Raw genomic sequence first — 19,033 nt, forward strand, 5'->3', positions numbered from 1 at the left:
GAAGAAGATTGGCACGCACAAAAGATGCCCCGCCAACCCCACAAAAAGCATGAGCCGCTAGCACAACGCATAGCGGCTCAAGGCAAGTAGGGACGAAGACCAGGGTTTAAACCCCCAAGATCCCGTTTAAGGCGTTTTTACGATCAAAGATGCTCTGAAGTCTCGCCCAACTGGCGCTCCAACTTTTCGCGACGCACCGCGTCGTCGTCCATCAGCTCGTACCACATGGCGTTGAGCACGGCAAAAGCGGCTGCCAGCGGCAGCCCGAGAATCCACGAGAAGTACCACATGTTTTTTCCTTTTTTACGACACGCATGTGCCGCGCAAACGAGCCAATTGGGGAACACCGCGGAGCTGGCTTTGCCAGGCCGCAGGTGTTGCCCCCTGCAAGGGGGTGGGCGCTACACGGAGTGAGCAACCTGGGGGTGTGCAATCAATACGCATGCGTACTCTCGTCACGAATGGCTTTTTCATCGACCTTGCCCCAGAGCACGTGGTACACCCAACTGGTGTAGGCCAAGATGATGGGCAAGAAGATCAGCGTGGCCACCAGCATGATGAACAGCGTCATGTGGCTCGATGAAGAGTCCCATACCGTGAGGCTGGCGCCGGGCGCCAGGGACGACGGCAGGATGAACGGAAACATCGATGCGCCCACACTCAAGATAATGCCGGCCAGGCTCAGCGCACTGCTCAGCAGCGCAAAAATTTCGCGGCGCGCCTGTAAGCCGACCCATGCGCCCAATGCGCCCAGAATGCCGAGCACGGGAGCCGCCAAAGTCCAAGCGTATTGTTGGTAGTTGCGGAACCACACGCCGGCCTGCAACTCCACCGTTTTACGCAGCGGGTTAGATGGGCCTACCGTGTCGACCACGCTGGTCACCGCATAACCTTTGACCCACAACCACAACGCCACACCGGCCAGCGCGTACAGCACCACGGTAGCCAGTGCCGCCCAGCGGCCATAAACACGCGCACGGTCGGCCACCACACCATCAGCCTTAAGGTTGATCCAGGTGCTGCCGTGCATGACCAACATCGCCACCGACACCAGGCCGCACAGCACGGCAAACGGGTTCAGCAACTCGAAGAACGTGCCCTCATAGAAGATTTGCATGTCGGGCGCCAAGCGGAACGGCACGCCTTGCAGCACGTTGCCCAAGGCCACGCCGCAAATCAACGTAGGCACAAAGCCGCTGAAGAACAGCACCCAATCCCAGCGGTTGCGCCACGCAGGTTCGGGCCGCTTGCTGCGGAACTTGAAAGCCACCGGCCGCAGAATCAGCGCCGACAAAATGGCAAACATCGCCAGGTAGAAGCCCGAGAACGACACAGCGTAGATGTGGGGCCAAGCCGCAAAAATGGCGCCACCGCCCAGGATCAGCCACACTTGGTTGCCCTCCCACACGGGGCCTACGCTGTTGATCACCACGCGGCGTTCCACATCGTTTCGGCCCACAAACGGCAGCAACATGCCGGTGCCCAGGTCAAAGCCATCGGTGCACGCAAAGCCCACCAGCAAGATGCCCATCAGCAGCCACCAGATGACGCGCAGGGTGTCGTAGTCAAGAAGTTGATGTAAGACCATGATTCACTCCGCAGATACGATTCGTTTGGAACGGGGGCCGCCAGCGCGCACCCGTTTGACATTGGCGCCGACATCGGGCGCGTGCTCTTCCACCGGGCCTTTTTTGATGGCCTTGGACATCAGCTTGAGTTCAATCACCAGCAGCACGGTGTAGATGACCACAAAGCCGGCAATCGTGATGAGCAGCGACTTCACACCCAGGTTGGACACGGCCACGGCCGTGGGCAACACGCCTTCAATCACCCAGGGCTGGCGGCCAAACTCGGCCACCATCCAACCGGCTTCAATGGCGATCCACGGCAGCGGAATGCACCACACGGCAATGCGCAGCAGCGCCGGATAGTGGTCGAGCTTGCGCCGCGCCGACAATACGAAGAACGTGCCGGTCAGCAGGATCAGCAGCATGCCGATGCCCACCATCACGCGGAACAGCCAGAACAGCGGCGCCACCTGCGGCACGGTGTCCCACGCGGCCTTGGCGATCTGTTCGTCGGTGGCCTGGCGCGGGTCGTCCACATAACGCTTGAGCAGCAAGGCATAACCGAGGTTGATGCCGTTGTCCTCGAAGTCGCCACGCACACCCTGCGTGACCTTGCCGGTGCCACCCGCCTCGCGGATCTTTTGCAGCGCGTCGTAGGCCTTGATGCCTTCGCGGATGCGCACCTCGGCGCGCTTTACCAGTTCGTCAATGCCGGGCATGACGGTGTCGAGCGAACGAGTGCCGATCAAGCCCATGACCATCGGAATGTGCAGCGCGTAGTGCGTCTCGCGTGCCGCCTGGTCGGGGAAGCCGATCACCGTGAACGCGGCCGGCGCAGGTTGCGTTTCCCACATGCCTTCAATGGCGGCGAGCTTCATCTTTTGGTGTTCGCCCGAGAGGTAACCGCTCTCGTCGCCCAGCACCGCCACCGACAGCGCAGCGGCCAAGCCAAACGAAGCGGCCACGGTCATCGAGCGCTTGGCCATTTCCAGGTGGCGTCCCTTCAGCACGTACCAGGCCGAAATGCCCAGCACAAAAACCGATGCACACACATAGCCGGCCGACACCGTGTGCACGAACTTGGCCTGCGCCACCGGGTTGGTCAGCACGGCAAAGAAGTCGGTCACTTCCATGCGCATGGTCTCTGGATTGAAGGCCGCGCCCACGGGGTTTTGCATCCAGCCGTTGGCAATCAAAATCCACAGTGCCGAGAAGTTGGAGCCAATGGCCACCGCCCAGGTGGCGACGAGATGGCCCACCTTGGAGAGTTTGTCCCAGCCAAAGAAGAACAGGCCGACAAAGGTGGCTTCCAGAAAGAAAGCCATCAACCCTTCGATCGCCAGCGGCGCGCCGAACACGTCGCCCACGTAGTGGCTGTAGTAGCTCCAGTTCATGCCGAACTGAAACTCCATCACCACACCGGTAGCCACGCCCATCGCGAAGTTGATGCCGAAAAGCACGCCCCAGAATTTGGTCATGTCGCGCCAGATGACGCGCCCGGTCATCACGTAGACCGTCTCCATGATCGCAATCAGGATGGACAGCCCCAGCGTGAGCGGGACGAATAAGAAGTGGTAGAGCGCTGTGACGGCAAACTGCAGCCGTGAGAGCGAAACGATGTCAAGATCCATCGGGTTTCCTTTGTTTTACACCTAACTTAGATACAAATCTGGCTATAAATCTGGGGCCCGCCTCAGTCCGGGCGCAGGCGTGCAAGAGCGGCATCAAATGCCGGGTCGCCGCGTCGAACGTCTTCCACCATATGCCCACGTTGCAAAACCAGCAAGCGGTCTGCGTGCAGGGCTTCGCGGCGGGTGTGGGTGACGAGCAACACGCTGTGGCCGTGCGACAAGGCGTAGACGCGCTGCAGCACGTCGCGGGCGGTGGCGGCGTCGAGTCCTTCTGTGGGTTCGTCCAGCAGCCAAAGCGGCGCAGCGCGCATGAGCAGGCGCGCCAGCGCTAACCGCCGTGCTTGCCCTGCCGACAAACCTTGCCCGCCTTCGCCCAAGCGGCTGTTCAACTGCTGCGGCATGGTGCGCACGTGTTCGGCCAGGCCGGTGGATTCGAGCGCGGCCCACAAGGCCGCATCGGAGGCGCCAGGGTTCGCCAGCAGCAGGTTGCCGCGCACGCTGTCTTGAAAGAGTTCGGTGCGCTGCGTGAGCAGGCAACTGGGGGCGGCGGTCACATGGCCGCGCGTCGGCGCCACTTCGCCCGCCACCAGCGCCAGCAGCGTGGACTTGCCTGCGCCGCTGGGGCCGACCACGGCCACACGCTCGCCGGGGGCGATGGTCAAGCTGATGTTTTGTAGCAGCGCGACGCGGCCAAGCTGCGCGTCGACAGCCTCGAATGCCACAGCAATATCGCTGTTTGAACCCGCGCCGATCTGTTCGGCCGCTGCGACAGGCTCGGCGTTTTCCCAACGCGGCGCCAAGCGCCGCACCGCCAGCCGTGTGCGCCCCCACTCGATGGCACCGCGCCGCAAGGCCGCCATGGGCTCGGTGGCGGTCAAGACCACCAGCAGTGCCAACACGGCAATAGGCAAACCGACGTGGCCGCCCTCGACCAAAGCCCCGACACCCAACAACACCACGACCAGCAACACGCTGCTGATCACACCGTAGCCCGCAGTGGCTTGGGCCTCCATACGGCTGAGGGCGTCATCAGCTTCGGCCAGATACACATCGGCACGCGCCACCAGTTGGCGCTGCGCTTCCAGGCGGCCCACCATGGCCAACTCGGTTTGCCCGGCCACCAAATCCACAGCGCGGGCACGCAAAGCCTCCAAGCCGTAAGCGCGGCGGCGGGCGTACGGCGCAGCACGGTGCGCCAGCCACAAGGTCAAACCCAAGCCCATCAACAGCAACCAGACGAGCGTGAACCAGCCCAGCCGAGCATCGATCAAACCCAGCGCTAAGCTACCCGCCAGCACGGCCGCCAACGCAGCCCCCAGCGGCACGGCCACACGCAGGTAGAAAGAATCCAGTGCATCGACATCCACCGTCAAGCGGAACAACAACTTGGCCGGCCGCGCCAGCAAACTGCGCGCGGCCTCGGGCACGGCCCAACCGCGAAAAAGGCGCTCGCGCAATGCGGCCAGCACGGCCAAGGTGGCGTCGTGGGTGACCAGGCGCTCGGCATAACGGCTGCCGGTGCGGCCCATGGCCAGCAAACGGATGCCGGCCGAGGGCATGAACACATCGAACATCTGCGCCACGGCCAGCGTGCCACCGGCAATCGACGTAGCGGTAATGAACCAGCCCGACAAACCGAGCAGCGCCATGCCCGCCAACACCGTGGTCGCCGCCAGCGCGGCACCCGCCCACAGCCACGGGCCCTGCTCTGCGCCAAACAGGCGAAGCAGTGGCCGCACTACCCGTAGCTCTCGCGCAAGGGCCAGAGAGATGTGCTTCATGCCACTGCCTCCAGCCGGCGTGCCGGGCGACGCTGCAAATGCACACTGCGGTGCAAACGCGCAGCCAGCACCGGGTCGTGGGTGGCGACCAGCATGGTTTTGCCTTTGGCCAACGCCAGCAGCACGTCGGTCACATCATCGGCCGTGGCTTGGTCGAGATGCGCCGTGGGTTCGTCGACCAGGAGCAAATCGCAATGTGTGCACACGGCCATGCGCGCCAGGGCCAGGCGCACGGCTTCGCCTCCCGAAAGGCCCATGCCGCCCTCGCCCAGTGTTCTGGTGCCATCGGCCAAGCCGGTCAATTGCACTTGCTGCAATGCGTTCAAGGTTTTCGCCCGCGCAAGACCTTGTGCACCCAAACCGATGTTGTGCCACACGTCGCCCGCAAAAATGTGCGGCCGCTGGCCCAGCCAGCCCATGCGCTCGCGCAATGCGGCGGCGGTGGCGTCGTTCAGCTCCACACCCGCGATGTGAATGGCGCCCGCATCCGCTGGCGCCAAGCCAGCCAGAAGCGCCAGCAAGGTACTTTTGCCTGCGCCACTGGGCGCCAGCAAAGCGACGTGTTCGCCTGGGGCCACGCGTAATTCAAAATTTTTAAACACCGGCAACGTTGCACCGGGGTGCGCGAAGGTCAAACCTTCAATGTGCAGCGCAGGCGCCTGGCGACCGTGCAGCACCGCCACTTCGGTGCTGGCCGTAGAACCCGGCAGCGGTAAACCTTCGGCTTCCAACTGCGCCATCGCCTCCAATGCAGCCTGCCCGGCCGCACGGTCATGCCACACGGCCGACAACTCCCGCAGCGGCTCAAAAAACGCGGGTGCCAGCAACAAGACAAACAACGCCTGGCCGAGTGGCAGCCGCGAACCCCAGGCGCCGAAGTTCAGCTCGCCCAGCAGGTGAAAGCCCACATACACCGCCACCAACGCAACGCCCAGGGCCGAAAACAACTCCAGCACGGCAGATGACAAAAACGCAATGCGCAACACAGCCATGGTGCGTGCACGCAGTTGCTGCGCCGATTGCCGCACCTGCTGCGCCGTCAACTCCACCGCGCCCAAGGCACGCAACGTGGCCAGGCCACGCAGGCGGTCCAGCAAAAAGGCATTCATGCCGCCCATCTCGCCCAGGTGCGCGGCGCTGGCCGCTTGGGCGCGCCAGCCCACCAGCGCCATGAAGATGGGAATGAGTGGCGCCGCGAACAGCAAGATCAACGCAGCCACCCAAGAGAACGGCGCCACCGCCGCCAAGATGGCCAGCGGCACCAGCGTGCTGCGCAGGCGCGCGGGCTGAAAGCGGGTAAGGTAAGGCAGCAGCGCTTCGCTCTGCTCGGCCAGCACACTGGCGGCCTGGCCCGAAGCGGCGCGCACAGGGTCTAGCGGCGAACGCGCCGACAGGGCCCACACCACGCGTTCGCGCGCTTCGCTCAAGCTGCGGCGTGCGGCTTTGAACACCAGCCGTTGGCCCAGCGCTTCACACGCAGCGCGCAGCAGGCCCAGCGCCAGCACACCGGCAGCCGGCGCCCACAGCGCCGCCATGCCCGCGCCTTCACCCAACCGCTGCACCGCGTAAGCCAGCAATGCGGCTTGTGGCAACCACAGCAGGCTGGCCAGCACGTGCAGCACCGGGCCCACGCCCCACTGCAGGCCCGCCTTGAGGGCCGCATCGGAAGGCGTCACTTTGGGTACTGACTTTTGTGCTGGATCGTCCATCGTGTTATGGATTATGCCGAATTTTCAGTAATTACTGAAAATTCAAATATAAAATTTACGATGACCTAGCGCCCCTGCTGGGCTACCGGCATCTCCCTCAAAACGTACACAGCCTTTAAAATAGTGGCTGTACGTCCCTCTTTCAGACGCGAGATTTCTTGTTATGAACACCCTCTCTGCCATCTCTCTCTCAGGCATGCAAGCCGCTCAAGTGCGCCTGCAAACCTCGGCGCACAACATCGCCAATGGCCAGACCGAAGGTTTTCGCTCGCTGGAAGTAGCGCAAACGCCTAATGTCGACGGCGGTGTGAGCACCAATGTCCGCCGCTCCAGCGTAGTTGGCGAAGATTTGGCCACCGACGTGGTGAGCCAATTGCAGGCCAAAAACGACTTCCTGGCGAATCTAGCGGTATTCAAGTCCAGTGAAAAGATGCTGGGCTCTCTTATCGATCAGGTTGCTTGACCTAGCGCAATGACCTGGCACGCCCGGCTCCAACTCGACTACCAATTCGAAGCGCAACGCAGCGTTGCGCGCCACCTGCACAACGGCCCTCTGCGCATTCTGCAAAGCCTGTACCCCGAAGGCAACTCGGTGTGCCACAACGTACTGGTACATCCACCAGGGGGCTTGGTGGGTGGCGACCGGCTCGACATCGAAGTGAACGTTGCGCCGTTTGCACACGGCTTGGTGACCACCCCCGGCGCCACGCGTTTCTACCGCTCGGCCGGTGCGCCCGCCTTGCAAAGCACGCACATCAAGATTGCCGCCGATGGCCGCCTGGAATGGCTGCCGGCAGAGGCCATTTGCTACAACGAATGCCTGGCCGAAAACCGCCTGCAATTTGATCTTGCCCCGGGCGCCGAAATGATGGGCTGGGACATCACCGCCCTCGGCCTGCCCCAAGCCCAGCAACCCTTTGTGCAAGGCCAACTGCGCCAGCATCTGGAAATGCCTGGCGTGTGGCTGGAACGTGCCAAGCTCGACGCGACCGACACCTTGCTGATGGACCGGCCGCTAGGCCTGAACGGCAACCGCTGTGTGGCCACCCTATTCTTCTTGACCGGAACTCCGCTGGAACGCAACCGCCGCGAACGCGCGCTGGATGCCGCACGTACAGCCATCGCTGGCCATGCCCTGGTGCCCACGGTAGGCGCCACCAGCCCGTGCGGTCAGGTTGTGTTGGTGCGTGTGTTGGCCCCGTTAGTGGAGCCTGCGGTGGAAGTGCTGCGCCGCGTGTGGACGGCTTGGCGCGCCGAGATGTGGGCCATGTCGGCCACGCCGCCGCGGATCTGGGCGATGTGACCGATGCTCCTAATCCAGGAGCATTTCGCTTAAGCTTATTGAGCGCCCACGAGCAACTGCACAAACATCTGCAGCTTGTTGTTGGTCTCTGAACTCAGTGCCGTGAACTCCAGCCCGGCCAGCAAATGTCCCTCTTCGTGTTTCATCTTGGTGATGCGCGCAAACACATCGTTCACGGGATAGTCGACCAGCGTCATGTCGAAGTTGAGCTTCACCGCCTGCTGCAATTCCAGCGGGTAGTCCAGCTCCAGCAACACGCCGTGGTAGCCAATGTCCAGAATGCTGGCCTTGATGGGCGTGGGCAAAATGGTTTTGCCTTCGATCAACTGCAGGGTGCAAGGCACACGCACTTCGGCGCGGTGGCTGCGGCGAAACTCTTGGCGCGGCACCTTGATGCGCAGCGACGGAATCGCCACCAGTTCACGCACCTGCACCGGCTTGAACTTGCCAGCCACAAACACTTCGCGTGGCTCGGTCACCAAGACACCAGCACCACCGCGTTGGTAAGCGCTTTCGCTCAACAGCACCTGGCCGCGCAGGCTAAAGGCTTCGATGCGCGAGGCTAGGCTCACTTCATTGCCGATCACCGTGTATTGCGCAAAGGCTTCGGGGCCAAAGCGGCCAGCCATCACGGTGCCGGTGTTGATGCCAATGCCGATGTACAACTCGGGCAGGCGCGCGCGTTGGAAGCTGTTATTCAGCTCTCGCATCGCCACTTGCATCTCGGCAGCGCACACCAGGGCGCGTTGCACATCGTCCTCACGCGCTACGGGCGCGCCAAACAACACGGTGATCGAATCACCAGAGAACTTGTCGATGGTGCCTTGGCAGCGCGCAATCACCGCGCCCAGCGTTTCCAAGCACTGGTTGAGCATGGAGACGATGACACCCGCGGGCTGCGTCGCCGTCAGCGCCACAAAGCCGCGCAAGTCGGCGACCAAAATGGTCACTTCGCGCTCGTCCACGGCGTGCGCGGCATTCGCCACGTCAGTGGCTTTGGCTGGCAGCAGTGTCTCGGTATCGGCGCGGCCTCCGTGGCGCGCCAGCATGAACAACATCGCCGCCGCTTCTGCCGCACCGTCGGCCGACAGTGGCGAGCCCTTTTCGCGGGTGATCAGCGCCTGTAGCTGGTCCAGAGTTTGAGAGCCAAGGTCTGTGTTCATACGGTCCTGCGTTTATCTGATGGGTATGGGCGCAGATTCTGCCAACAATCCCTGCGCTCAGCCCCATCGCGTACCCTAAACAGCACAAAAAAGCGGCCGCGCCTGCGCGATAAAGACGCAAACGCGGCAACGAGCGGCCTTTAGCCCGGCGGAATGCCGTCTGCCTTGAACATCGCCTTGATGCCGCGCACCGCTTGGCGAATGCGCGCTTCGTTTTCGATCAAGGCAAAACGCACGTGGTCGTCGCCATGGTCACCAAAACCAATGCCAGGCGACACACACACCTTGGCGCGTTCCATCAACTGCTTGGCGAACTCCAGCGAGCCCAGCTTTTGGTAGGGCTCGGGGATGCGCGCCCAGATGTACATCGACGCCTTCGGGCAGTCCACCGCCCAACCGGCTTCGGTCAGGCCTTTGAACAACACATCGCGCCGGGTTTTGTAGGTGTTGGCGATTTCCTGCACGCAGCTTTGGTCGCCCTCCAGGGCTGCAATGGCGGCCACTTGCAGCGGCGTGAAGGTGCCGTAGTCGTGGTAGCTCTTGATGCGTGCGAGCGCGGCCACCAGGTCGGGGTTGCCGACCATGAAGCCGATGCGCCAGCCGGCCATGTTGTAGCTTTTGGAGAGCGTGAAGAACTCCACCGCAATGTCTTTAGCGCCGGGCACCTGCATGATGCTCGGGGCCTTCCAGCCGTCGAACACGATGTCGGCATAGGCCAGGTCGTGCACCACAAAGATGTCGTGTTTTTTGGCCAGCGCTACCACACGCTCGAAGAAATCCAGCTCGACACACTGTGCAGTTGGATTGCTGGGAAAGCCCAGCACCATCATCTTCGGCTTGGGGTAGCTGCCGCGAATGGCGCGCTCTAGTTCCGCAAAGAAGTCCACGCCCGGCACCAATGGCACCGAGCGAATGTCGGCCCCGGCAATCACCGCGCCGTAGATGTGGATGGGATAGCTGGGGTCGGGCACCAGCACCGTGTCGCCACGGTCCAGCGTGGCCAGCATCAAGTGCGCCAGGCCTTCTTTCGAACCGATGGTGACGATGGCTTCGCTGTCGGCATCGATGTCCACCGCATAGCGGTCCTTGTACCAATGGCTGATGGCCCGGCGCAGGCGCGGAATGCCTTTGCTGGCCGAGTAGCCGTGGGTGTCGGGGCGCTGCGCCACCTCCACCAGTTTCTGCACGATGTGCGGCGGCGTGGCCCCGTCGGGGTTGCCCATGCTCATGTCGATGATGTCTTCGCCACGCCGGCGCGCCGCCAGTTTGAGTTCGGCAGTGATGTTGAAAACGTAGGGGGGAAGACGGTCAATGCGCGCAAAACGGCGCTTGCCTGCGGATGATGCAGCCATGGATTACTTTCACGTGAGCGCCCGGAACCGTCCGAGCGACGTGGCCCGCAATGTGGCGGACCCGCAGGAATATTAGCAGACGTTCAGCCACCCATTCGGGTCATGGCGCGCATATCAGAACCACCGCAGAACTGGCTCCGCCAGGCTGCAGGTGGTGCCCCCTGCGGGGGTTGGCGTAAGTGCGCAGCACTGGAGCCTGGGGGTGAACCACAAGCTATGCGCTGACGTTGAGCAGTTGACCTGTAGCCTGTCCTTCGGTGTTGACGACCGCTGGCAGTAAAAGCGAAGCCGTAGGCGTGGGCGACGCGTACGATCGGGGCACAACCCCTGCGCTTAAAACGTGCGGCTCCGCACCCACGCCGCGTTGGGACTGCACGTAACTCGTCAGTATTTGATTGCTGCGTTCTGCCAGGCTACGTGCGTTGTCCTGGCTCACTTGCGCAGTACGGTTGGCTTCATCAGCCTCGCGACGCAAGCCGTCCGCAACGTTTTGCGCTTGCTCGGCATCGCGACGCGTTTGCACCACCCGGGTCTTGGCCATCGAGGCCGTGAGGGATGCAACGGCGCTGCTGTTGGCGGTAATGGCAACCATGACGCGACCTTCTACACGCTGAGCGCTAAACGCTCAAGCCGTCGTGTTGACGATGCCGCCAATGGTCTGGCCTTGGCTGTTCACCACCGGTTTGGGTGGGTTGCCAGACTGCGCCTGGGTGATGGACTTGGGCTCGGAATCGGCGTCCAGCGCGCGCCGCCGCTCTCTTGCCACTTCCTCGTTCACGGGAGCGGGTTGGGTCGAAGCGGCAAGTTGTCGGTAGTCCGACGAAACACTCATATCAGCCATGGCGGCCTCCTTGGTCAGAGCTTCATTTTATGTTTGCAACGACTTGTAATCAATGGCAAACCCTGACTAAAGATTTTCTAGGCCTGACCGACCCTGCGAGCCTCTGCCAACAGTTGCTGCGCCACCGCTTCAAACGGCTCCAGACTCTGATCGGCCCGGCTCAACACCACCGCCCCCTCCACAGAGGCCACCAGCAGCATGGCAAACCGGCGCGCGTTGTCGGCCGCTACGCCCCCTGCCTGTAACAGGCTTGCCAAATGATCCCGCCAAGCGCGAAACACGACCGTAGCGGTTGCCAGCAACTCCGCTGAATCTGCCGCCACGGTGACCGCCAAAACAGCACATCCCGACTGACACTGAGAGCGCGCGAGCACGGCACGCCAGATGGCGAGGAAGCGCTCGACCACCGCTTCCGCAGGCTCCCCCTGGGGTATGGACGCCAATGCCCCGATCAGTAACGCTCCCGCTTGGTCCACCGCCGCCGCCAGAAGCTGGTTTTTGCCGCCCGGAAAGTGGTGGTAAAGCGAGCCGCGCGGCGCTCCCGTGGCCGCCAGCACCTCGGAAAACGAGGCCGCTTGCACGCCGCCGGTGGCCAGCAGCGCCATCGTGCCCTGGATCATTTGGTCTCTGACTTCACAGGCCATCGCTGGGTTTGAACCTTTCGTTTACCGACACAACGGTATCTCTTTGTGATTTCACTATGACAACCATCATAGTTTTAATACTATGACGACCTTCATAGTACCCGCTCACGACGAAATCCAACCATGCGCAGACGCACCCTGACTTTGGCGAGCTTAGCGGCGCCGTTCACCCTGGCGGCCTGTGGATCGCCCTCTCCCCTGCCCAACCCCTCATCTCCAGAAAGCAATCCCATGAACCTCGACCAGATCAAACAGACCCTTGTAGGCGAATGGGCCAGCGTGGCACAAGAAGTGCGCCCCAGCGCGGCCAAAAATCCCGATGGCACGCTCAAACCGTTTTACTTGAAGCGCGATTTCAAATACCTGGCTGGCGACCAGTTTGAACTGGAGATCGTCAACTCAGCCGACCCATTGGGCAAAGTGCCGTTGGCGCGCATTCTGATCAAAGGCCACATGTTGTGGCGCGGCGACCACCCCATTGCGCCGGGCGCGCAAAAGGTCGACTTCATCGCCGATGAAGCGTATGAGGTCACGCCACTCATCCAAGGTTTTGCCGATGTATTGAACCAAGTGGCCAGCACCGGCTATGCCAAGTGGGAGGTAGGCGCCACGCAAAGCATCTTCGGCAAGTCGTTTGCGCCCTTTGGCCTCACGGCGGGGAAGAACTTCATGGAATACGACTTGGTGTATGTCGCCCATGGCCTGCTGTTCTGGGGCGCACGCCATATCGACGGGCGCGGCTTTGACACCGAGGCCAACCGCCCCACCAACTTGCAGATCCCGATGGCGCGGAAGTAAAAGCGGTTGACGGTCTAAGCGGTAGCCGACGCTGGCGCAGCAGAGGCAGAAGAGGAACGTGTGGCAGGCGCGGAGTGTTGCGCAGCCCACGTCCAGGCTTCATCAGACAAAGCCAGCACGCGGGCGGCGTTGCCAAAGCCTTCGGCCAAGGTGTCGGCGTCCGCCACCGTCTGGCTCTCCACCTGCTTGGCGGTGCGCAAGTAGCCCAACCACGGCCCGGTCTGCTCTACCAATGCCTGTGTGGCCTCAGGCGGCAAGCTCAAGGTTTTGGCGACTTCGGCCGGCGGCATCTTCAAAATCACGCCCAGCATGGAGCCCAAGCCCATGGTGAAAAACCGCCCGGAATCACTTTCACCACGCTCGATCGCCAGCAGTTCCAACAAGCGCGCGCGCCACAACGCCACTTCTTGCAGTGCCGACGACAGCGCACGCTTCTGGCCAAACTGCATCAGCATCATCGACAGCCAACGGTGCAGCTCTTTGCGCCCCAGTAACTGCACTGCGCGCTCGATGCTTGTCACGCTACCCAAATGCGCAAAACTGGCGCTGCTCATACGCTGCAGCAATTGCACCGAGATGCTCACGTCACCTTTGATCACCTGCGTGATTTCATCAATCTCGGCGCCCGAGGAAAGCAAGCCCACCAGCCGCGCCAGCCGCCCCACTTCGGGAGCCAACTCGCCAGCCGCTTTCTGCACAGGTTTGGTTTCCGCCAACTGACCGCTGGCCAAACGCACGCCGCTGCGCAGCACCAGCTCCAGGTCTTCCACGCTGGTCAAATCGGTGGCGACTACCGGCAAGGCCTGCTGTGCTGGCAGACGTGTTTGCAAGGTTTTCAACAGAGCCTGCACCGTTTGCCCGGAGGTCGGGCGCAGCAACAGGTAGTCGGGCATGGACCCCAGGTCGTGCGCGGCCTCCCACGCAAACTGCGCACCCACGCGGCGAAACTGGTCCACAGCGGCCACCAACGCACTTTGCACTTCTGGCGCCAGCGGCTCAGTGCCGTCAAACACCAAACCGATCACGGTGCCTGACTCATCCTCCGGCACCACCGCACGCGCCAACCAGGCGGCCGGCACATGCGCCAAGCCCACACGCCCCCCCATCGACACCAAACGCGCCGACACCAGCAGCATCGCCACATGTGCAGCTTGCAACACCGCATCATCAGCCGCTTTTTGCAAGGCATCGGCCGCTACATGAAATTCGAACCCGACCACTTCGCCAGAAGGCGCCATCAAAGGGCGCCTGACGGCTGGAGCCAATGCCGGTGCGCGCGTCACAGCGGGTGCGGGCGACGGCTCAACCGCCACAGGAGCGGCTTCAACGGAAGGGGGTGGCACCGGTTGCGTGGGCTCAGGCGCACGAACTTTGGAGAACACCCGCTTGAAAAACGACGTCATGGCTAGAGAAGGCAAGTGAGCGATCGCCCCACTCTAGCGCCATTCCTGCAAAAGTGTGCAAATTTGTTACACCACAACGTCAAGGGAAGGTGAACTTCACCTTCCGTTCACCGTCAACCCAAATCCAGCGCGTTGGTCAGATCGCCCATAGGCGTCTGGCCGCGTGCCACCATGGCCGCGTCACGCGCTTGCAGGCCGTCGAGCTTTTCAAGCGCAAAGGTGCGGGTGATCAAACGCAGGATCGAGGCCGTGTCGTACACCGTGTGGTCCACGTAGCCCTTCTTGGCCAGCGGCGACACCACCAGCGCGGGGATGCGCGAGCCCGGGCCCCAACGGTCACCCTGAGGAGGCGCCACGTGGTCCCACCAGCCGCCGTTTTCATCCACCGTGACCACCACCACCATGTTGCTCCACTGCGGGCTGTTGCGCAGCACCGAGATGGCGTGCGCAATGTGCTGGTCGCCCGAAGCCACGTCGGTGTAGCCGCCGTGCATGTTCAGGTTGCCTTGCGGTTTGTAGAAGGTCACCGCAGGCAGCTTGCCGGCACGTGCATCCGACAAAAACACGTTGGTGCTTTCATCGTCGCCCAGGCCACCATCGCGCAGCCGCTTGGAACGCGCCGCCGAGCCAGGAGCCAGGTTCTTGAAGTAGTTGAACGGCTGGTGGTGGTACTGGAAGTTGGGTACCACCGGCGTGCCGCTGCTGATGTTCGCGCCGTGCTGATCCAGCGTCTGCTGGAAAGCACCGGCGTACCAGGCCCACTCGATGCCCTTCTTGTCGAGCTTGTCGCCAATGTGTTCGTGGCTTTGCGGCAGCAAAACCGAAGCGTTGGCGGCCACGGTCATGTCGACAGCCGTGCCGGTTGAGTCCAGTTGGAACGAGGTTGGCGTGGGCACATACGGTGGGAACATGGTGTTCACCGCGAAGCTGGTACGGCTGCCGTCTGCCAGCGTTTCGGTAGGCGTGAGCGAGCTTGGGCCAAACAGCGGAATGCCGGTCATCGCGCTGGCGGGGGACGTGGACAACGGCTTGAGGCGCGTGTCGTCCGCAGCACCGCTGACCGTCGTGGCGATGATGCCTTTGGCGATGCTGGTGTCGGCGTTGGGGTAACGCGGTGCTGTGGCCGAAATCAGGTATTGGTGGTTCAGGAAAGAGCCGCCAAAAGCGCCCTGGAAGAAGTTATCGCACAGCACGTAGTCCAGCGCTATTTCCCACAGGCGCAAGCCATAACTGGTGTTGGCGTAGTAGCCCATGGTGAAGCCACCCGAGTCGGCCCAGGCCACAAACTGGTCGTTCTTGCCACCGTTGATCTGCATCTGGTTTTGGTAGAACACGTGCCACAGATCGCGCGTGACCAAGCTCAGCGGCAGGTTCTCTCCCGAGGGGCCCTTCAATGCAAACGGTGCGTTCGGCAAATTGGTTTGGTACTGCACACCCGCGGCATACGGCGTGCCGTTGTAGGTTTGTGCTGCAGTCAGCCAGCCATTGGGCACGGTAGGCAAGGTGGCCAACAGCGTGGTGCCATCGCGGTCGCGCTGTTGGTAATCAGCGGGTTGCAAGCCCGACAAGGGTTTGGCGACTCCGGGGAAGTTGGCAAACAGATTGTTGAAGCTGCGGTTCTCGCCGTAGATCACCACAATGGTTTTGACCTTGGCCTTCAGCGCGGCGTCGATGTCGACGGTGCCGGCCAAGGCCGTGCCGTTGCCATCGCCACCACCGCACGCCGTCAGGGCCGCCAGCGGCATGCCGACCGCGCCACCCAACAAAAGGCGGCGGCGGCTGATGCGTGGATCAAGGATGTTTTCGGAAGCGGCGGAGTCGCCAGCTTGGGCGTTGGAGTCTTGCTGTTTTTTCATGTTGGAGTAGGTTGTGGGTAGAAGACCCCCACGAGGCTAGGTCTCGCGAATGACACATCCGTGACTTATTCGCGCCCCACACCCGCTCCCAGGTAAAGAATTGAAAAGGAGAGCTTGGTAGCTTTCAGTCCCCTTTCATTCCTCTCGTTTTCGTGCTTTGCGCGCATTTTTTGCACGCGCTTTCCACAAGCCAAGCACCGCCAATGGCGCGTGCCTACGCACGTTGAAACTGGCTGAATTTAGATGGCCACCAATCCACGCACGCCATCGGTTTCCATGTTCTTGCCTTGGCCGCGCGCGATGAACTCGCCACGCTCCATCACCAGGTAGTCGTCAGCTAATTCCTGTGCGAAATCGTAGTACTGCTCGCATAACAAAATCGACATCGTGCCGCGGTCGGCCAGCATGCGGATCACGCGGCCAATGTCTTTGATGATGCTGGGCTGAATGCCTTCGGTGGGCTCGTCCAGGATCAACAGCTTGGGGCCAGCGGCCAGCGCGCGCGCAATGGCGAGCTGCTGCTGCTGCCCACCCGACAAGTCACCACCACGCCGGTGCAGCATTTGCTTGAGCACCGGGAACAGCGTGAACAACTCTTCAGGAATCGGCGTGCTGGCACTTTTGTAGGCCAAGCCCATGCGCAGGTTTTCTTCGACCGTGAGGCGCGCGAAGATTTCGCGGCCTTGGGGGACGAAGCCAATGCCGGCACGCGCGCGGTCGTAAGGCGTGGCCGTCTGAATGGCTTTGCCGTCGAGTTCGATGGTGCCGGTTTTAATCGGCACCAAACCCATCAGCGATTTGAGCAGCGTGGTTTTACCCACACCGTTGCGGCCCAGCAGAACGGTCACTTTGCCCAAGCGGGTTTCAAGACTCACATCGCGCAGGATGTGCGAGCCCCCGTAGTACTGGTTGATGTTCTTCACGTTCAACATGCTTGTGCTTTCCTTAGCGGCCCAAATAGACTTCAATCACGCGCTCGTCGGACTGCACCTGATCCAACGTCCCCTGCGCCAACACTGAGCCGTCGCACAACACCGTGACGATCTCCGAGATGGCCTTGATGAAGCTCATGTCGTGCTCCACCACCATCAATGAGTGTTTGCCCTTCAGCGTCAAGAACAGTTCGGCGGTGCGCGCGGTTTCTTCGTCTGTCATGCCGGCCACAGGTTCGTCGAGCAACAGTAGCTTGGGGTCTTGCATCAGCAGCATGCCAATCTCCAGCCACTGTTTCTGCCCGTGGCTCAAGTTGCCCGACATGCGCGCCACGCTGTCCGCCAGATGAATGGTGTGCAAGATCTCTGCGAGGCGGTCGCTCTGTGCCGAGTCGAGCTTGAAGAACATCGACGGCTTCACGCGTTTGTCAGTCTTCAGCGCCAGTTCCAAATTCTCAAACACCGTGAGGTGCTCGAACACCGTCGGCTTTTGAAACTTGCGCCCAATGCCCAGTTGCGCAATCTCCGGCTCGGTGTGGCGCAGCAAATCAATCGTGCTGCCGAAGAACACATGGCCTTCGTTCGGCCGCGTCTTGCCGGTGATGATGTCCATCATCGTCGTCTTGCCCGCACCGTTGGGGCCGATGATGCAACGCAGCTCACCCGGCGCAATGTCGAGGTTGAGTTTGTTGATGGCCTTGAAGCCATCAAAGCTCACACTCACATCTTCCAGATACAGGATGCGGCCGTGCGTCACATCCACCTCGCCCGGCGTTGCAATGCGCGAGAAGCCGGCCGTGCGGCCACCTGATTCGGTTTTGCCGTGGCCATGCGCCACGGTATCGTGTTCTGCCAGGCGACGCGCGCCCTCTTCCATCAGATCGGGCGTCATGCCTTGCTTCCCTTCCACTTCGCCATCCATTGCCGCGCCAGGCCCACCACACCATTGGGCAGGTACAGTGTCACCGCAATGAACAGTGCGCCCAAAAAGTACAACCAGAACTCGGGAGCCGTCACCGTCAGCCAGCTCTTGGCGCCGTTGACGATGAAGGCGCCGATGATCGGACCAATCAAGGTGGCACGGCCACCCACGGCCACCCACACGGCCATCTCAATCGAATTCGCCGGGCTCATTTCGCTCGGGTTGATGATGCCCACTTGCGGCACATACAACGCCCCCGCCACGCCGCACATCACGGCCGAGAGCGTCCAGATCGTGAGCTTGTAGCCCAGCGGGTTGTAGCCCGAGAACATGACGCGCGTTTCGGCATCGCGAATGGCTTGCAGCACCCGGCCAAACTTGCTGGTGACCAACCAACGTGCAAACAGGAAGAAGCCCAGCAGCGTCACGCCCGTCAACACAAACAGCAGCATGCGAATGTTGGGTGTGGCGATCGGCACGCCCAGGATGCGCTTGAAATCGGTGAAGCCGTTGTTGCCACCAAAGCCGGTTTCATTACGGAAGAACAACAGCATGGCGGCGAACGTCAGCGCCTGCGTGATGATGGAGAAATACACCCCCTTGATGCGTGAGCGGAAGGCGAAGAAGCCAAACACAAACGCCACCAAGCCGGGCGCCACCACAATCAACAACAGCGTGGCGATGAAGCTGTCCGACAGCGCCCAGTGCCATGGCAATTCTTTCCAGTCGAGAAACACCATGAAGTCCGGCAGGTCGCTTTTGTAGTTGCCGTCGCGGCCGATCTGGCGCATCAAATACATGCCCATGGCGTAGCCGCCGAGCGCAAAAAACACGCCGTGGCCCAGGCTCAAAATGCCGGTGTAGCCCCAGATCAAATCCATGGCCAGCGCCACGATGGCGTAACACATGATCTTGCCGACCAGGGCCACACCATAGTCGCTGAGATGGAACATGTGGCCGGCGGGCACCACCAGGTTCAGCAAAGGGGCCAAGGCGCACACTGCTATCAGCGCCACCAGAAAGCTGGCCCAGCCTACGCGGGTCAGCAGCGGTGCAGGCCGGGGTAGCTGCACGCTCAGAGGGATGTTGGGAGGAAGATGGGGAGTAAGGTGGGGGTTTGTGCGGGACAT

General features: G+C 61.8%; 18 protein-coding genes. 3 read left to right on the top strand and 15 right to left on the bottom strand.

What is annotated here, in order from left to right; genetic code table 11:
• Positions 1-143 precede the first annotated feature (143 nt).
• The 5 genes from cydX to cydD all read right to left on the bottom strand — a co-directional run bounded on the left by cydX (position 144) and on the right by cydD (position 6,689).
• Positions 144-290 (bottom strand): cytochrome bd-I oxidase subunit CydX, encoded by a 147-nt coding sequence (cydX, locus tag ACPWMG_RS18450; RefSeq protein WP_483300942.1) that lies wholly within the window; start codon positions 288-290, stop codon positions 144-146.
• Positions 291-433: 143 nt separating this feature from the next.
• Complete coding sequence (cydB, locus tag ACPWMG_RS18455; protein ID WP_483300943.1) at positions 434-1,588, bottom strand: cytochrome d ubiquinol oxidase subunit II; 1,155 nt, start codon at positions 1,586-1,588, stop codon at positions 434-436.
• A 3-nt stretch (positions 1,589-1,591) separates the two neighbouring features.
• Entirely contained in the window at positions 1,592-3,199 is a 1,608-nt protein-coding gene (locus ACPWMG_RS18460; RefSeq protein WP_483300944.1) for a cytochrome ubiquinol oxidase subunit I, read from the bottom strand.
• Between the two features lie 62 nt (positions 3,200-3,261).
• Entirely contained in the window at positions 3,262-4,980 is a 1,719-nt protein-coding gene (locus tag ACPWMG_RS18465) for an amino acid ABC transporter ATP-binding/permease protein (protein ID WP_483300945.1), read from the bottom strand.
• Complete coding sequence (gene cydD / locus ACPWMG_RS18470; RefSeq protein ID WP_483300946.1) at positions 4,977-6,689, bottom strand: thiol reductant ABC exporter subunit CydD; 1,713 nt, start codon at positions 6,687-6,689, stop codon at positions 4,977-4,979. Before cydD ends, ACPWMG_RS18465 begins: the two co-directional genes overlap by 4 nt.
• Positions 6,690-6,852: 163 nt before the next feature.
• Here cydD and ACPWMG_RS18475 point away from each other — a divergent pair, with 163 nt between their 5' ends.
• Both ACPWMG_RS18475 and ACPWMG_RS18480 read left to right on the top strand, forming a co-directional pair.
• Positions 6,853-7,152: a flagellar basal body protein gene (locus tag ACPWMG_RS18475; RefSeq protein ID WP_483300947.1), complete on the top strand. Its 300-nt coding sequence runs from the start codon at positions 6,853-6,855 to the stop codon at positions 7,150-7,152.
• Positions 7,153-7,161: 9 nt separating this feature from the next.
• The gene (locus ACPWMG_RS18480; protein WP_483300948.1) at positions 7,162-7,992 is read left to right on the top strand and encodes an urease accessory protein UreD; all 831 of its coding nucleotides are present in this window, start codon (positions 7,162-7,164) and stop codon (positions 7,990-7,992) included.
• Between the two features lie 35 nt (positions 7,993-8,027).
• Here ACPWMG_RS18480 and ACPWMG_RS18485 read toward each other — a convergent pair whose 3' ends face one another.
• The 5 genes from ACPWMG_RS18485 to ACPWMG_RS18505 form a co-directional block, all read right to left on the bottom strand.
• Positions 8,028-9,155, bottom strand: a complete 1,128-nt coding sequence (locus tag ACPWMG_RS18485; RefSeq protein ID WP_483300949.1) for an adenylate/guanylate cyclase domain-containing protein — start codon at positions 9,153-9,155, stop codon at positions 8,028-8,030.
• 140 nt (positions 9,156-9,295) lie between these two features.
• Positions 9,296-10,507, bottom strand: a complete 1,212-nt coding sequence (gene alaC / locus ACPWMG_RS18490) for an alanine transaminase (RefSeq protein WP_483300950.1) — start codon at positions 10,505-10,507, stop codon at positions 9,296-9,298.
• Positions 10,508-10,721: 214 nt separating this feature from the next.
• Positions 10,722-11,099 carry a hypothetical protein gene (locus ACPWMG_RS18495; protein ID WP_483300951.1) on the bottom strand — a complete coding sequence of 126 codons (378 nt, stop codon included), beginning with the start codon at positions 11,097-11,099 and terminating at the stop codon, positions 10,722-10,724.
• A 33-nt stretch (positions 11,100-11,132) separates the two neighbouring features.
• A complete protein-coding gene (locus ACPWMG_RS18500) occupies positions 11,133-11,348 on the bottom strand; it encodes a hypothetical protein (protein ID WP_483300952.1) in 216 nt (71 codons plus the stop codon).
• A 77-nt stretch (positions 11,349-11,425) separates the two neighbouring features.
• Positions 11,426-11,968, bottom strand: coding sequence for a TetR/AcrR family transcriptional regulator (locus ACPWMG_RS18505; RefSeq protein WP_483300953.1), 543 nt, complete (start codon positions 11,966-11,968; stop codon positions 11,426-11,428).
• Positions 11,969-12,115: 147 nt separating this feature from the next.
• On the opposite strand from ACPWMG_RS18505, the gene ACPWMG_RS18510 reads away from it, so the two are divergent.
• The gene (locus ACPWMG_RS18510; RefSeq protein WP_483300954.1) at positions 12,116-12,790 is read left to right on the top strand and encodes a hypothetical protein; all 675 of its coding nucleotides are present in this window, start codon (positions 12,116-12,118) and stop codon (positions 12,788-12,790) included.
• A 14-nt stretch (positions 12,791-12,804) separates the two neighbouring features.
• On the opposite strand, the gene ACPWMG_RS18515 is transcribed toward ACPWMG_RS18510, so the two are convergent.
• From ACPWMG_RS18515 to urtC, 5 genes are all read right to left on the bottom strand, one after another.
• Positions 12,805-14,193 (bottom strand): HDOD domain-containing protein, encoded by a 1,389-nt coding sequence (locus ACPWMG_RS18515; protein ID WP_483300955.1) that lies wholly within the window; start codon positions 14,191-14,193, stop codon positions 12,805-12,807.
• 113 nt (positions 14,194-14,306) lie between these two features.
• The gene (acpA, locus tag ACPWMG_RS18520; protein ID WP_483300956.1) at positions 14,307-16,049 is read right to left on the bottom strand and encodes an acid phosphatase; all 1,743 of its coding nucleotides are present in this window, start codon (positions 16,047-16,049) and stop codon (positions 14,307-14,309) included.
• Between the two features lie 239 nt (positions 16,050-16,288).
• Positions 16,289-16,981, bottom strand: a complete 693-nt coding sequence (gene urtE / locus ACPWMG_RS18525; RefSeq protein WP_483300957.1) for an urea ABC transporter ATP-binding subunit UrtE — start codon at positions 16,979-16,981, stop codon at positions 16,289-16,291.
• Positions 16,982-16,994: 13 nt separating this feature from the next.
• Positions 16,995-17,873, bottom strand: a complete 879-nt coding sequence (urtD, locus tag ACPWMG_RS18530) for an urea ABC transporter ATP-binding protein UrtD (protein WP_483300958.1) — start codon at positions 17,871-17,873, stop codon at positions 16,995-16,997.
• Entirely contained in the window at positions 17,870-19,033 is a 1,164-nt protein-coding gene (gene urtC, locus ACPWMG_RS18535) for an urea ABC transporter permease subunit UrtC (RefSeq protein WP_483300959.1), read from the bottom strand. The genes urtD and urtC overlap by 4 nt, the downstream gene beginning before the upstream one ends.

The organism is Hydrophilobacter chitinilyticus (assembly GCF_049860745.1).
GTDB lineage: Bacteria > Pseudomonadota > Gammaproteobacteria > Burkholderiales > Burkholderiaceae_C > Rhodoferax_B.